10 protein-coding genes are annotated in these 15088 nt (G+C 73.2%); 7 read left to right on the top strand and 3 right to left on the bottom strand.

Annotation, left to right across the window (positions count from 1 at the left end; genetic code table 11):
- Positions 1-363 precede the first annotated feature (363 nt).
- Both EAO70_RS15510 and EAO70_RS15505 read left to right on the top strand, forming a co-directional pair.
- Complete coding sequence (locus EAO70_RS15510; RefSeq protein ID WP_148003572.1) at positions 364-1263, top strand: MerR family transcriptional regulator; 900 nt, start codon at positions 364-366, stop codon at positions 1261-1263.
- A 425-nt stretch (positions 1264-1688) separates the two neighbouring features.
- Entirely contained in the window at positions 1689-2774 is a 1086-nt protein-coding gene (locus EAO70_RS15505) for a BTAD domain-containing putative transcriptional regulator (protein ID WP_148003571.1), read from the top strand.
- Here EAO70_RS15505 and EAO70_RS15500 read toward each other — a convergent pair whose 3' ends face one another.
- Positions 2775-3440, bottom strand: coding sequence for a cutinase family protein (locus EAO70_RS15500; protein ID WP_148003570.1), 666 nt, complete (start codon positions 3438-3440; stop codon positions 2775-2777).
- Between the two features lie 157 nt (positions 3441-3597).
- On the opposite strand from EAO70_RS15500, the gene EAO70_RS15495 reads away from it, so the two are divergent.
- Positions 3598-5400 carry a peptidase M23 gene (locus EAO70_RS15495; RefSeq protein ID WP_261992879.1) on the top strand — a complete coding sequence of 601 codons (1803 nt, stop codon included), beginning with the start codon at positions 3598-3600 and terminating at the stop codon, positions 5398-5400.
- Between the two features lie 101 nt (positions 5401-5501).
- On the opposite strand, the gene EAO70_RS15490 is transcribed toward EAO70_RS15495, so the two are convergent.
- Positions 5502-6533: an alpha/beta hydrolase gene (locus EAO70_RS15490; RefSeq protein ID WP_261992878.1), complete on the bottom strand. Its 1032-nt coding sequence runs from the start codon at positions 6531-6533 to the stop codon at positions 5502-5504.
- 53 nt (positions 6534-6586) lie between these two features.
- The gene (locus EAO70_RS15485) at positions 6587-9046 is read right to left on the bottom strand and encodes a penicillin acylase family protein (protein WP_148003568.1); all 2460 of its coding nucleotides are present in this window, start codon (positions 9044-9046) and stop codon (positions 6587-6589) included.
- Positions 9047-9276: 230 nt separating this feature from the next.
- On the opposite strand from EAO70_RS15485, the gene EAO70_RS15480 reads away from it, so the two are divergent.
- The 4 genes from EAO70_RS15480 to EAO70_RS15465 all read left to right on the top strand — a co-directional run.
- Entirely contained in the window at positions 9277-10845 is a 1569-nt protein-coding gene (locus tag EAO70_RS15480; RefSeq protein WP_148003567.1) for a peptidoglycan DD-metalloendopeptidase family protein, read from the top strand.
- 25 nt (positions 10846-10870) lie between these two features.
- Complete coding sequence (locus EAO70_RS15475; RefSeq protein ID WP_148003566.1) at positions 10871-12901, top strand: family 43 glycosylhydrolase; 2031 nt, start codon at positions 10871-10873, stop codon at positions 12899-12901.
- Between the two features lie 499 nt (positions 12902-13400).
- On the top strand, positions 13401-14210 hold the full coding sequence (locus EAO70_RS15470; protein ID WP_187283900.1) for a serine/threonine protein kinase: 810 nt from the start codon (positions 13401-13403) through the stop codon (positions 14208-14210).
- On the top strand, positions 14207-15088 hold an 882-nt coding region (locus EAO70_RS15465; protein ID WP_148003565.1), incomplete at its 3' end, for a serine/threonine-protein kinase. The genes EAO70_RS15470 and EAO70_RS15465, both read left to right, overlap by 4 nt.

The following is a 15088-nucleotide window of genomic DNA, read 5'->3' as shown; positions in this document are numbered from 1 at the left end:
GTCCCACAGCCACCCCCCGGTGAACGCCTCTCCCACCAGAACGAACGCCGTCATTCCCGCCTCCTCGTGCTTGTGTCCCGCCACTCACGCCGCTCCCGTCGCGGCTGCCGGAAGGCTAGGAGCTCCCCCCGGGGGAGATTCCACCCGCCGGGACCGGGGCCACCGTGGCGGCCAGGCCGTCTCTTCCGGATCGTGCCTGACCCGCGCCGCCCGGCACCGCACCTCGCCGCGTTGTCGAGGCACCCGGGTACGTCCCGTTCGCGGGTGCCTCTCCGCCTTGCGATGCACGGCACCGGACGACGCGGGCCTGACCGGCAGGATCCGGAAGAGACGGCCTAGGGTCGGCGGAGGGAGGTGCGCGGGGTGACGGCGGCGGACGGCGGGACGTGGAGCATCGGTGAACTGGCCGGGCGGGCCGGGGTGACGGTGAAGACCGTGCGGTACTACTCGGACCAAGGGCTGCTGCCCGAGGCCGGGCGCAGCGGGGGCGGCCACCGGAGGTACGGTCCCGGCGCGCTCGTCCGGCTGCGGGAGATCCGGTCACTGCGCGCGCTGGGCCTCGGCGTGGCCGAAGTGGCGCGGGCGCTGGAGGACGACGGCCGGCTGGCGGAGGCGGTCGCCGGGGAGCTGCGGGGCGTGGCGCGGCAGCGCGCGGCGCTGGCGTGGCGGGAGGCGTCGCTGCGGCTCCTCGCGGAGTGCGAAGGGACGGAGCGGGCCGAGCTGCTGCCCTTGCTGGGCGCGGTGGCGCTGCCGCCGGACATGGACGCGGTGGTCCGGTTCTGGCGCCGCTCGCTGCCGGTGCGGCTGCCGGCGCCGCTGGTGGCGCGGGTGCTCGACCACGTGGTGCCGGTGCCGCCGGACGATCCGTCACCCGGTCAGGTACGGGCCTTCGCCCGGCTGGGCGCCCTGGTGTCGGACCCTCGGCCGGGGCGGCCGCCGGGCCCGCCGCTCCGGGGTGAGCGGTACCGGCCGGCGGTCCTGTACCAGGGTCTGGGCGAGGCGTACGACCTGGCGGGCGCGGAGGTGCTGGCCGGGCGGCCGCCCGGGGGCCGGGGCGTCCTGGACTGCTTCGCCGGAGCGTACGCCGTGGCGCTCGGGGAGCGGGACTCGCCCGCCTTCCGCCGGCGCCTCGTGGACGTGCTCGCCAGGGAGGAGACGGGGGTGATGGCGCGGTACTGGAAGCTGGTCGTGCCGCTGCTCCCGCCAGACCGGCCGGCCCTCGGCCTGCTGCACCACGACCTGACGGAGGCCCTGACCGGCTGATCACCGAGGCCCGGGGCGTTCCACCGCCGGTACCGCCGTCACGTCCCGGCACGGTCCACCACGCCAAACCCGCACCGACACCGGCACCGTCCACCACCGGACCGCGGCCACCGACGTCCACGGTCCGCCCCGCCCGTCGGCCCGGAGCCCCGGCGAAGCCGACCGCCCGGTCGGTCCCGCCAGACCACCCCGGCGAGGGCCAGGCTCTCGGGGAGGACCGCTCGGCCGGCCCGTCCTCGCTGCGGGGCGAACTGGACGACCACGGGCCCGACACCGGCGGCGGCGAGCGGGACGGCGGGAAGGAGTGACGCCGTAGATCGCGCGTGTCACTCCGGATCGTTCCGGATGCCCCGCCCGGTGCTCACCGTCCTACCGTGTCGACGGCGCCCACCAGACCCGACCAGTCCGGAGCCCGGGGAGCAACGATGCCGACGACCGCCACCACCGCCCGCCGTCCCGCCGCCACCGCCCTCGGGCAGCGGGAGCGCCAGGTGCTCTCCGCGGTCGGCTGCGGCCTGCGGGACGACGAGATAGCCGCCGCCCTCGCGATCCCCGAGGACGTCGTGGCCGAACTCCTCGCGCGGATACTCGTCACCCTCCGGCTCCGCGACCGGGCTGCGGCCATCGTCCACGCCTTCGACTGCGGCCTGGTCGTCCCCGGCCGTGGCACCCGTACGCAGCCGGTGAGCGCGGCGCCCCGGGCGGCCGGCCGCGCGACCGGTCCCGCGGTGCGGATATCCCTGCTCGGACCACTGCGGGCGTGGCACGACGGGCGGCCGCTGAATCTGGGGCATCCGCGCCAGCAGGCGGTGCTCGCGACCCTCGCGCTGTGCGCGGGACGCTCCCTGAGCCGGCAGGAACTGCTCGACGACGTCTGGGGCACGGAGCCGCCGGTGGCGAACGTGGTGCCGGTGTACGTCTACCGCCTGCGCAAGACCCTGCGCATCGGAGACAGTCCCGGCTCGGTCATCGAGCACGCCCGGCACGGATACCGGCTCGTCCCGGGCGCGGTCGACGTGGACGTGGCACGGATGGAGGAGCTCCTCGTCGGCGTCGGCACGGCCGAGCGCGCGGGTGAACCGGCCGAGGCGGTCCGCCTGTGTGCCCAGGCCCTCGACCTGTTCCGCGGGGAACCGCTGGCCGGTCTGCCCGGGCCGCTCGCCGAGCTGGAGCGGCTGCGGCTCACCCGGCGCAGGATCGCCGTCGTCCAGCGCAAGGTGGAGTGCCAGCTGCGGCTCGGCCGGGACGCCGAGGCGATCTCCGAACTGTTCGCCCTGTCCGCCGCGCACCCCCTGGACGAGCCGGTGGCCGCGCTGCTGATGCGGGCGCTGTACCGCGACGGCCGCCAGGCCGACGCCCTCACCGTGTTCGACCGGGCCCGCCGCGGCCTCGCCGACGAACTGGGCGTCTCTCCCGGCCGGACCCTGCGGCGGACGCACGAGATGATCCTGCGCGGTGACGAGACCGGCCTCGGCCTCACTCCCTCGGCCGGTCGCACCGCTTTCGCGTGATCACCAGGACGCGGGATGCCAGGCGCCGTTGTACCACTGCTCGTTGGCGACGTCGTTGTGGAAGTCCATGTTGAAGTCGTTGGGGTAGTTCCTCACGTGGTTGCCGGGGTAGGTCCAGATTCCGGCGGACTCGTCGCAGACGTAGTCCCAGTGGCAGATGGTCTTGACCGGCACATTGCCGAAGAACCGGTCGGCACCGGCCAGCGGGGCGCCGACGATTCCGCCGAAGGGGACGGATCCGCCGTTGGCGCCGGGATTTCCCTGCCGCTTCGGGTCGGCGATGAGAATGGCGTTGACATTGCCGAACGTCTGCCAGTTCTCGGTGACCCAGATGTGGACGACCGCGGCGCCCAGCGAGTATCCGCCCATCTTCACGTGCTGCCACGGGCACGCGGCCCGCTGGTCACGGACCAGCCGGTTCAGCTCGTTGACACCGGCCCGGGCGCTCGCGCCGTTGGGAATCTGGGTCGGATATCCCACGTGCTGCTGGATGTTGCCGGAGAAGCCGTCGTTGTTCCACGAGCTTCCCGTACCGCCGACGACGATCGTGTACGTGCCCTCGCACGAAGCCGTCACCGCCGCCTGCGCCGTGGCGCCCTGCGTCACCGAGATCCCGGCCGTCAGCAGAATTCCGGCCAGCGCGGCCTTGATCCTCTTCGCTCGCATGTCGATCCTCCCGTGTGTTCGGCCTGCGTACGACGAGAGTGTCAGCGGCCGATGACATCCCGATGAAACGCGCCCGGGAACCGATTCCATCGGCATTTCATCGGTGCCTCCTACTGTCGGCCGCCGACCATCTGAACGCATGACGGAAAGGCACACGATGAGAGGAACCGGCTTCACCCGCGTGCTCGGCAGACTGGCCCTGCTGGCCGGCGTCTGGGCACTGGTCGTCGGGCTGACGGCCTCGGTCGCCGTGGCCCTGCCCGACCCCGGACCGGCCCCGCGCGACGACCACTACGGCGTCTCCCGGTTCTTCAGGGGACCGGACGCCCTGCGGATACCGACCGAGCCCTGCGACCCGGCCGGCCCGTCGGCCGCCGACGGCATCATGGCCGGCCAGCTCAACCCCCAGATGGGGGCGCGGATGGCGGGCCTGCTGACGCCCTACAGGATGTCCTGTGCGCGGATGGTCACCAAGGCGGTGAAGGACCGGGGGCTCAACCCGAGGGCCGCGGCCATCGCGATCGCCACGGTCATCGTGGAGACCGACATCAACAACTACTCCCAGGCCGTCGACTACACGAGCATCGGGCTGTTCCAGCAGCAGGACTGGTGGGGCAGCAAGGCGCAGCGGCTGGACCCGGTCTACGCCACCAACGCGTTCCTCGACGCGACGGAGGACACGTTCCCCGGCGGCTCGTGGAACAACGTGGCGATCGGTGACGTGTGCTGGCAGGTGCAGCGGCCGCGCGAGGACCTGCGGTACAAGTACGGCCTGGAGGCGGCCGACGCCGTGATCATCGCCAACGCGCTCTGGTCCGGGATGAGCGCGGGCCCCCGGCACCCGTACGGCTCCGGGCGGGTGGTGTCGGGCCGGTCCGCCGACGGGCGCCTGGAGGCCTTCGCGGCGGGCGCCGACGGCGTCTACCACTCGTGGCAGAACGAGGTGAACGGCGGTTGGGCGCCGTGGCGGTTCGCGGGCGGCCCGCGCGACGCCCAGCTGGCGGTGGCCGCCAACGCCGACGGCCGGCTGGAGCTGTTCGCGCTGTCGGGCAGCACGCTCGACCACATGTGGCAGACCGGGCCCAGTGCGGGGTGGTCCGGCTGGGCGACCTTCGGCACCGGCGGGTACCGGCTGGCGGCGGGCAACAACGCCGACGGCCGTATCGAGGTGTTCGCCTCCAACGCCGACGGCGTGTTCCACCGCTGGCAGACCGCGCCGAGCGGCGGCTGGTCCGGCTGGACGGGGACCGGTGGTGGCCCGGCGAACGCGCGGCTCGCCATGGAGAACGCGCCCGACGGCCGACTCGAGGTGTTCGCGCTGTCGGACTCGACGTTCGGGCACCTGTACCAGATGGGCGTCAACGGCGACTGGTCCGCCTGGGAGCACTTCGGCGAGGGCGGGCACGCCGTGACCGCGAGCCACAACCAGGACGGCAGGCTGGAGGTGTTCGCCTCCAACGCCGACGGGGTGTTCCACCGCTGGCAGACCACCCCCACCACATGGTCGGAATGGACGGGTACCGGGGGGCTGTCCAACGCCGAGCTGACCACCTCGCGGTCGGTCGACGGCCGGGTGGAGGTGTTCGCGATCAACGCCGACGCGGCGAGCCACTCCTGGCAGACCGCCCCCAACGCGCCGTTCTCGTCGTGGGAGAACTTCGGCACCGGCGGCACCGCGATCGGCGCGGGCAACAACGCCGACGGCCGCATCGAGGTGTTCGGCACCAGCAGTGCCGGTGTGTACCACCGGTGGCAGACCGGGTTCGCCAGCTGGTCGCAATGGGGCTGGCTGAACGGCCCCGGCCCGGCGGTCGGCAGGCTCGCCGCGCCCGCCCGGTCCGCAGCCGCGCCCGCCCGGTCCGCAGCCGCGCCCGCCCGGTCCGCAGTCCGCCTCCGCGCGTCCGCCTCCGCGCCCGCCCGGAGCGCGCCCGTCGGCCGGCCCGTACCGGCGGTCGGCTAGACGGTCCGCCGGCGGACCGCACAGGCCCGCCGGCGGATGGCGCGAGCCCGCCGTCGTCCCGTACCGCACGAGCGGCACGGGACGACGGCGGGCTCATGGCGTCAGGAGGCGAAGTGCCTCTCCAGCCGGGGAACCAGGTCCCGGAGGTCCTCCTCCCAGCAGCCGGCGTTGTGGCCGCCGTTGCACAGGGTGCCCCAGCCCGAACCGTCGCCGTAGTTCACGAAGTGGTACGACATGCCCAGCGCGTCCATGGCGTTCTTGACGTGCTTGGCCGCGCCCTCCAGCCAGAACTCCAGGTCGGTGACCGAGCCTCCGCCGTTGCCCACGTAGATCGAGACCCCGATCCCGCCCTGCTTGATCCGGTCCATGTGCTGCGAGGGATCGACCTCGTTGAACCGCCAGTCGGCGTTGAACACCGGGTACGGCGACCCGAACGCGGCGTCGCTGTCCACGGAGGGCTCGTAGGCGACCAGGGAGGCGACGACGGCCAGGCGCAGGTCCATGGACCGCACCGACAGGTCGATGTCGCCGGACAGGGACGCGGTCTGGCTGAAGAGGTCCGGGCGCGCCTGGGCGTAGTGGAGGGCTCCGAACCCGCCCATCGAGACACCGGCGACGGCCCTGGCCTTCTTGGTGGCGATGGTCCGCAGGTTGGCGTCGATGAACGGGATCACCTGCTTGAGGTGGAAGTTCTCCCAGTTCTGGGCACCGGCGGCGGTCCTCTGGTTGAGCCAGTTGGCGTACCAGCCCCGGGCGCCGCCGTCCGGGATGACGGTGATCATCCGGTCCGACATGCGCAGCGCCGGATAGTTCTGCTGGATCGGGTCGTCGGGTGAGCCGTGCAGGAAGTACATCACCGGAAAGCGCCGGTTCGGGTCGTCGTAGTACGTCTTCGGCAGGATGATCTTGATGTGCTGTTCCTCCGCGACCTCGGGCGTGGTCACGGTCAGGTAGAACTCGGTCGCGTTGCCCGTCGCCGTGCCGACCTGCGTCAGGCCGAACCCGTTCGCCATCGGGGGCGGGGTGCCGTCGTCGGCGGCCTGTGCCGAGGCCGCCGGTATGACCGTGACCACGGCCAGGACGGCGAACACCCATGCCAGCGCTGTGCGCCGGACGTTCGCTGTTCTTCTCACGGTGCTTCCTCTCTTGTGATGCTCCGTCTGCGCTTCGGATTCCGTGCGTCGGATCAGTCGAGGACCTTGACCACCAGGGCCGGTGAGGCCGCGATCTGTTCCTCGGTGAACCGCTCGGTCGCCCATTGGCCGGCCGAGAAGAGCCTGGTCTGGTCGGCGTGGTGCGGCGAGTTCGGGTCGGCCGACTGGGAGTAGGCCAGGACGGAGCGGGCCTGCGGCGGCCCTTCGGCGGTGAACCGGACCTGCTGGATGAAACTGGACCCGAAGACGACGTCCGTCTTTCCGTCGACCTGGCCCATGGTGATCACGTTGAGTACGCCGAGTTCGCCGATCATTCCGTGGATCGGGATCTGCTCGCCGCCGCGGGTGACCTTCTGGACGTCCGAGAGCGGCGCGTTCAACGGAATGCCCGCCTTGCGCATCGCGAGGACGGCCCTGCCGAACGCGTCGCGGACGGCGGAGCTGCCGGAGTCCAGCGAATTCGGTGTGTGCACCGGGTCCTTGGGGTCGAAGGGGACCCGCCAGGGGAGCTTCTCGATGCCCTGTCCGCCCTGCAGGGAGGCCCAGTAGTTCGCGAACAGCAGGGAACCCCGGCTGTCCGACGTGTAGTCGTGGCTCTTCCAGGCGGCGAGGATCGGGCACGCCTCGCTCACGTTGACCAGGGTGCCGTCCACGAGGATGAGCCCGAAGGGCACGCTCTTGCACATCGCCACGGTGGCGTCGAGGGCGAGGTCGGCCGCTCGGCTGTTGTCGGCGAACAGCAGCTTCCCCATGGTCTCCGGGGTGAAGCCCCTGCCCGGCAGCCCGTCCGTCCCGTCGATCCGCTTCCGGGCGGTCAGGATGAGCTCCTGGGTGCGCAGCGAGCGGGGTGCCTGGGCGTCGCCCATCACCCGGGGGAAGGTCAGCGGCTGGTCGGGGTTGGCCAGCCAGGCGCTGTCGTTGGCGTTGCCCACGAAGTCGTCCCGGATCAGCCGGGGTTGCTTGCGCGGGTCGAGGAGTCCCGGCGCGACCGCGTTCGGGTCGTCGGGCCAGTCGCACGCGCTCCGCTTGCCGTCGAAGATGGAGATCGGCGGCACGTTCGGCAGCCTCAGGGGCTGGTTGAAGAGGAGTTGGCCGGTCATCGTGAGACACGACTGGGCGTGCGCGTCGGTGATGTTCGCGGTGGCCTGGATGTCCGCGTACAGCGCCTTGCCCTTGCGGTCCGCGGCGATCGTGTTGAAGAAGGGGACGCCCTGCGTGGTCTCCAGGGTGTTGACGACGTCTTCGACGTCCTTGGCCTGGTCGAGACGGAACCAGGTGTTCAGCGCCCGCAGGTTGTTCATGTTGACGTCGCGCACGGCGTGCGCGCTGACCACCCAGGGCAGCGACACCCCCTGCATCGAGGTGGTGACGGGGCCGTACCGGGTGGACCACAGGGTCCTGGTGACCTTGCCGAGGGAGCCGTCCGGCTTCCGCACGTCGACGGTGACCTGCTGCGAGGTCATCTGTTCCCAGACGCCGTCGACGAGGTACTTGGTGGGGTTGAGCGGATCCACCTGGACGTCGAAGAGCCCGAACGGGGCGACCGTGGCGACCGTGTGGCTCCAGGCGACGTCGTCGTTGTACCCGATGTTCACCGCGGGGAGTCCCAGGAGGCTCGCCCCGGAGACGTTGACCTTGCCCGGGATGGTGAGATGGCTCTGCCACATCCGGTTCTTGCCCTGCCACGGGAAGTGCGGGTTGGCCAGCAGCATGCCGGTGCCGCCGGAGACGCCCTGCGAGCCGACGGCCAGCGCGTTGCTGCCCATGCTCTGTTGCCGGCTCACCGCCAGTGCGGAACTGATCTTCGCCGCGGTCTCCTTGGGTGAGGACGCGGGTTTCGCGGGGGCGGACGCCGCCCCCGGGGGCGCGGCGTCGACCTGGCCGTCGAGGAGCGCGTCGGCGCTGCCCATGATGATCTCGGCGTGCGCGTGCCGGTAGACGTCGAGTTCCGTGATCGGCCGCACCCAGGCGGCGCCCCGGCAGGCCGGATCGGTGAGGCCGTCGGCCCCCGTCTCGGACAGGTACCGGTTGTATCCCTGGACGTAGCCCCGGATGGCCTCCTTGACCGCGGGCTCCGGCCCGTCGGGGGCGGGCTGTGCGATCAGCCGCTCCACCACCCCGTCGTCCTTGATCCGCTGGAAGTACAGGTCGCTCTTGAGATTGGTGGTGGTGTTCTGGTTCTGGCCGGGGCTCGCCCTGCCGTCGGGCCCCAGATGGCGGGACCTCTGGGCGTTGACCATCAGATAGGTGTCGGCCAGCGTGCAGATGTTGTCCTTGGCCGCCGCGTATCCGTAGCCGGTGCCCAGGCCCTCCCAGTCCGAGGCGATGATGTGCGGGATGCCGTACTCGGTGTACCGGATGGTCGGCCTGTCCGGTCCCACCGCCCCCGGCCGCGTGGCGGCCGTGGAGCCCGTGGCGGCCATCGTGCTCATCACCGCGACGGCGGCTGCCACCGCCATCGGCAGCCTCGCTCTCGCTCGCGTCCGTGCCATCGGCCCGTCCTCCCCTTCGTACCGCTCCTCGTGCGAACGCGGTCACGCTAGGAAGGGGCGATGAAATCCCGATGATGGACCGGCGCCCACGGGCGATCCGGTACCCGAGGCGGGGCCGACTGTCACCCCGTAACCTTCCGGGGTCTCCGGGCCGTCGGGGCGTTGCTACGTTCCCTACCGCCCGCTCGCGCCACCCGGTCGGCGGCCCGCGCCCCCTGGAGGAGCTTCCTGTGCTTCGTGGACTGTCCCGCCGCGCGGTGAGCTCCGTGCTCGCGGCGTCGGCCGCCCTGCTGCTGCCGGCCCTGGTGCCCACCTCCCCGGCCGAGGCCCGGACCACCGCTTCCACCGCGTCCGTCCGCTCCACCGCTCCGGCCGCTTCGGTCGCATCGGCCGCTTCCACCGCGGCGTGCCCGGCCGCGGGGCCCGTGTCCCAGCACTTCCACTCCGGCCACAACGGCGTCGACATCGCCAACGGTGTGGGGACGCCGATCCACGCCGTGTCCGACGGCGAGGTGACCATCTCCGGGTACGAGCCGGGCTACGGCCAGTGGATCCGGATCCAGCAGCCCGACGGGCGGATCTCCGAGTACGGGCACATGTCCCGGCGGGACGTCTTCGCCGGCGACCGTGTCGTGGCCGGCCAGCAGATCGCCCTGATGGGTTCGGAGGGGAACTCCACCGGCCCCCACCTGCATCTGCGGATCTGGGGGGACTCGTCCGCCTCCTACGGCGTCGACCCCGAGGTCTATCTCGCCGAACGCGGCGTCGTGCTGCCCTGCACCCCGGGCACGGGGCCGCGGCCGAAGCCCCTCGTGTATCCGTCGGAGTCGGGCCGGGTCGTGTCGGCGCGGTCGGCGGACGGGCGTCTGGAGGTGTTCGCGGCCGGGACCGACGGCATCCACCACGCCTGGCAGCGGGAGGTCAACGGCGACTGGTCGCCCTGGGAGTCGCTGGGCGGTCCCGCCGACGCCGAGCTCTCGCTCGCGCCCAACGCCGACGGCCGGCTGGAGCTGTTCGCGCTCAACGGGACCACCTTCCAGCACCGTTGGCAGCTGAGCCCCTCCGGCGGCTGGTCGCACTGGGAGGCCTTCGGCGAGGGCGGCCGGGACACCGCGGCGGGGGTCAACGCGGACGGCCGCATCGAGGTCTACGCCTCCGGCCCGGTCGGGCTGTTCCACCGATATCAGCTCGCCCCCAACGGCGGCTGGTCGGGCTGGGAGTCCACCGGCGGCGGCCCCGCCGACAGCCGTGTGGAGATGGGGAAGGCTCCCGACGGACGCCTTGAGGTCTTCGCCCTCAACGGCACCACCTTCCAGCACCGCTACCAGACCGCGCCCAGCGGCGGCTGGTCCGCGTGGGGCCCGTTCGGCGAAGGCGGCCACGACCTGACCGTCGACCACAACGCCGACGGCCGCCTGGAGGTCTTCGCCTCGGGTCCGGTCGGCGTGTTCCACCGGTACCAGACCGGGCCCTCCGGCTGGTCGGGCTGGGAACGCACCGGCGGCCCGGCCGACGCGCAGCTCACCAGCGAACGCACTCCCGACGGCCGCGTCGAGGTCTTCGCCATGAACGGCACCACCGCCATGCACAGCTGGCAGACCGCCGTGAACGCCCCCTACAGCGACTGGGCCCCCTTCGGCTCCGGCGGTACGGAGGTCACCGCCGCCTCCAACGCCGACGGCCGGATCGAGGTCTTCGGGACCAACCCCTCCGGAACCTTCCACATCTGGCAGACCGGGTTCTCCAGCTGGTCCGGCTGGGAGTGGCTGGGCGGTTCTCCCGGCCCCGGCCAGGGCTGACCGCTCACCCGGAGGGATCAGATCCGTGTCTCCGATCAGCAGACGGAGTGTGCTGCGGGGTGTGGCCGGAGCCGGGGCGCTGCCCCTGCTCGGGCTCTCCCCGGCCGTCGCCGCGCCCACCGGTGACGCCCCGACGCCCTCGTGGGTCGGCGCGGGCCCCTTCGCGTACGTCCACGACCCGTCGACCCCCGCCGGCCCGCGCTATCTCAACGACCACACGCTGATCAGGGCGCGGGGCCGCTGGCACGTCTTCGGCATCGTCGGCGACAGCGCGCCGCGCGGCGAGGCGCCGGACAGCTCGGCGGAGATCTCCTTCGCCCACGCCTCCGCCCCGAGCCCGCTGGGTCCGTGGACCGCTCACGCCGACGCCCTCACCGTCGACCCGTCCTATTTCGGCGAGGAGCACCTGTGGGCGCCGCACGTCATCGAGGCCGACGGCACGTTCTGGATGTTCTACGCCGCGGGGGGCGCGAGCGGTGCGGCCGTCAACCTGGCCACGTCGACCGATCTGTTCACCTGGACCCGCGTACCGTCCGGCCCGCTGTTCCGGGGCCTCGCGGCGCGTGACCCGATGGTGCTGCGGGTGGGGGACGAATGGGTCATGTACTACACGGAGCTCTCCGGGCCGGGCGGGCACCACGTCGTCGCCCACCGGCGGTCCGCCGACCTGACGCACTGGAGCGAGCCGGGCGTCGCCTTCACCGACGCGAGCACGGACGCGACCGTCTCGGTCACCGAGTCGCCCTACGTCGTCCGGCGGGACGGCTGGTACTACCTGTTCATCGGCCCGCGGGGCGGCTACGAGGGGACCGACGTACTGGCGTCGCGGGACCCCTTCCGCTTCGACCTCGCCGGATACGCGGGGCATGTGGCCGGTCACGCCGTCGAGGTCGTCGACGACGGGGGTACCTGGTACGCGAGCGCGGCCGGCTGGTTCCGCAACGGACTGTTCCTCGCGCCGCTCCAGTGGCGCGACACTCCGGTCCCGTGGCAGAGCCCCGACCACCCGGTGGCCGGGCTCGACGTGCACGGCCGCCTCACGCTGTTCGTGCTCGACGCCGCCGACCGCTCGATGCTGCGGCGCGTCCAGCTCGACCCGTACGGCGACGGCTGGTCGGAGTGGGAGCCGTTCGGCGGCCCTGCGGGCGCGGTTCCCTCCCTCGGCCGCGACACCGACGGGAGGCTGGAGGTGTTCTCGATCGCCCCGGGCGGCACCCACCTGAACCGCCGCGTGCAGCGCCCGGACGGCGGGTGGCACGACTGGGAGGGGTTCGGCGGCCCGGCCGGCGCCGCGCCCGCCGTCGCCCGTGACGCGGCCGGCCGGCTGGAGGTCTTCGCCCTGAGCCCGGGCGGCGCGTCCTTCGCACGGCGTCGGCAGCGGTCGCCCGGGGCACTGGCCTGGGACCCGTGGGAACCCGGCTTCGGTCCGGCGGCGGGCGCGCCACCGGCGGTCGCGGCGAACGCCGACGGCAGGCTCGAGGTGTTCGCCCTCGCGCCCGGCGGCGCTGGGATCGTCCACCGGTGGCAGGAGACCCCCGGCGGGCCGTGGACCCCGGCATGGCACCCGTACGGCACCGCGGCGGGTTCCGCGCCCCGGGCGGCCGAGGACGGCAGCGGCCGGCTCGCGGTCGCCGCGATCGGGCCGTCGGGCGTCGGGACCTTCACCCGGCGGCAGACCGCGCCGAGCGGCGGCTGGGACGCGTGGCTGCCGATGTTCGGGTGGAGCGCCGCCGCTCCGGCGTTCGCCGCCAACGCCGACGGCCGCCTGGAGGCGTTCTCGCTCGCTCCGGGCGGCGCCCGGCTGAGTCACCGCTGGCAGCTCGCTCCGGGCGGTGACTGGGGCCCCGAGCGGGAGTTCGGCGAGCCCGGCGTCCGGCTCGTCGCCACCCCCACGGCCGTACGCGACCCGTCCGGGCGGCTGCACGTCTTCGCCGTGACCGCCGCGGGGCGGATCCGGACCCGTGTCCAGGAGCGGCCGAGCGGCGGGTGGCTGCCGTGGACCTCCTTCGGCGAGCGTGCGGTGGCGCCGCTGGTGTCGCATGCTCCCGCCCTGTGAGCGGAGCGTACGGATCTCGCCACGTGAACGGTGACATAGGCCGTTCCCGGAGGCCTGTGAGGGCCCCGGACCCGGATTCCGCCCGCCGGTCACGGTGACGTTGCCCACCTTGTACGGCCCCGGGCCCGGCGGCGGCGGCCGACTCCGGCCCGGCCGGTCCGGCCCTCCGGCGGCCCGCGGACACGGCCCGTCTCCCGCTCTCCCCGTGGCCCGCTCCACGTCCCAACTGCTCGGCGAAGGACCGGAAACAGTCCCACATGGCGGCTCATTTCACGGCGCCGACATGACCTGGTCCCGGCGGGAAGGTCCCCGGCGGTCCGCGTCGCGCGGAGCCACGGGGGGAGCGACTCCGGGGCGCCCCGCGCACCGTCGTGGCGGGCGGGTCCGGCCGCCGGGCGGCCCGTCCGGACGAGGTGGCCAAAGTACGACGGTGAACTCCCCCTACGGATGAGTATCGTTCGGCTCATCCGAGAGTACGGCCGGGGGAACGGGGGAACGGGTGAGCGGCGTAGTCGTCCATCTGCCGCGAGGTACGGGAGGCGCCGACGGCGGCGAGCCGGGCGGGGACGCGGTGACGCTCCGGCTCGGCCCGGGCGAGGTGGCCCGCTTCGGACGGGGCTCCGCCGCGGTCCCCGTCGAGCTGGTCCTGGACGATCCGGCGATCTCGCGGCTCGCCGGGGAGATCCGGGTGACCCAGGACCACTGGCAGCTGACGAACCACAGCGCGGGCCACAGCTACCTGGTGGAGAACCCGGAGGGTGCGGGGGAGTACCTGCGGATTCCGCCGCGCCGGGTCGGGGCGCCCATCCCGTTCGAGTTCTCCCGGGTGGTGCTGCCCACCCGGGGTGACGCCACCGTCTCCTTCCAGGTGTTCGCCCCCGACCACGTGTTCCTCGACCCGGAGGCCATGGACGTCCCCTGGGGGAACAGCACGGTGACCGCGTACTCCCTGGACGAGACGGCCACGTACTTCCTCGTTCTCGTCGCGCTCTGCGAACCGCGTCTGCGGGACCAGTCCCGGGTCGCGGTGCCCACCACCCCGCAGATCGTCGAGCGGCTCAGGGAGCACCTCACGTGCGGCACGCTGACCGCTCGGGCGGTCAGTTCGCACATCGACTACCTGGCCGAGGAGAAGCTGCGCATCGCGGGCCCCGCCACCGGGGAGTCCGGCAAGGGGGACCGCCGGAACGGCAAGCGGGAGGAGATCGTCGGGCTCGCCCTGCGGTTCGGGCTCGTGCGTGAGGAGCACCTCGCGCTGCTGCCGCCCCTGACGGGGGCCGGCGGGCGGGAGCGGCAGGGCGCGTCGTGACCTCGCCGGGCATTCCGGGAGCCATCGCGGGGCCCGACCGTACGGACGAACTCCCGCCCGGCTACCGGGTGGGAGGCTGGGTGGTCTCCGAACTGATCGGGTCCGGGGGGTGGTCCACCGTCTACGCGGCGCGGCCGGCCGACGGGCCCGCGGGCCGGTCCGCCGCCGACCCCGCGGGCCCCGCCGAGGTCGCGCTCAAGATCATGCCGACCGCGGGACTCGCACCGCGGCAGGCGCGCAGGATCATGGAGTCCGCCCGCCGCGAGGTCGAGCTCGGGAGCAGGGTCGGGCATCCCCGGCTGATCGGTCTCCTCGGCTCGTTCGTGCTCGCGGCGCCCGACCGGCCCGCCGTGGACGGCGCGATCGTGCTCGTGATGGAACGGGCCTCCGGCAGCCTGCGGGAGCTCCTCGACGCGGGGGTGCCCGAGGCGGACCGGGGACCGCTGATCGCGGGAATCTGCGAGGGGCTCGCGCATCTCCACCGGTCGGGCTGGGTCCACGCCGACCTCAAGCCGGAGAACGTCCTGCTGGGCGCCGACCGCTCGGTGAAGCTGTCGGACTTCGGCCTCGCGACCGAGCTGACGGGGACCCACGGGTACGCCCCGCCGATGGGAACCCTGGACTATCTGCCGCCCGAGCGCTGGCGGGCGCCCCTCGGCGAACTCGGCGTCCGGATCAGGCCGACCGCGGACATCTGGGCCCTGGGCATCGTCGTCCACGAGGTGTTCTCGTCGGGCGGTTCGCCGTTCTCCGGCGCCACGCCGGTGGCGCGGGGCGCCGCGGTCCAGGAGTACGGCGAGGGGCGGGCGCCGCTGCGGATGGACCACGCGGTGCCCCCGTTCTGGCGGGAGCTGGCCGCCGACTGTCTCGCCCCGACC

Source organism: Streptomyces sp. adm13(2018) (assembly GCF_008042145.1).
Lineage (GTDB): Bacteria > Actinomycetota > Actinomycetes > Streptomycetales > Streptomycetaceae > Streptomyces.
Note: the sequence above shows the minus strand (reverse complement) of the source record. Positions and strands in the feature narration are given on the sequence as shown.

Coding starts and splice junctions, on each gene's coding strand:
- EAO70_RS15505 (WP_148003571.1), top strand. CDS start 1,689: ATGCCGACGACCGCCACCACCGCCCGCCGTCCCGCCGCCACCGCCCTC.
- EAO70_RS15500 (WP_148003570.1), bottom strand. CDS start 3,440: ATGCGAGCGAAGAGGATCAAGGCCGCGCTGGCCGGAATTCTGCTGACG.
- EAO70_RS15495 (WP_261992879.1), top strand. CDS start 3,598: ATGAGAGGAACCGGCTTCACCCGCGTGCTCGGCAGACTGGCCCTGCTG.
- EAO70_RS15485 (WP_148003568.1), bottom strand. CDS start 9,046: ATGGCACGGACGCGAGCGAGAGCGAGGCTGCCGATGGCGGTGGCAGCC.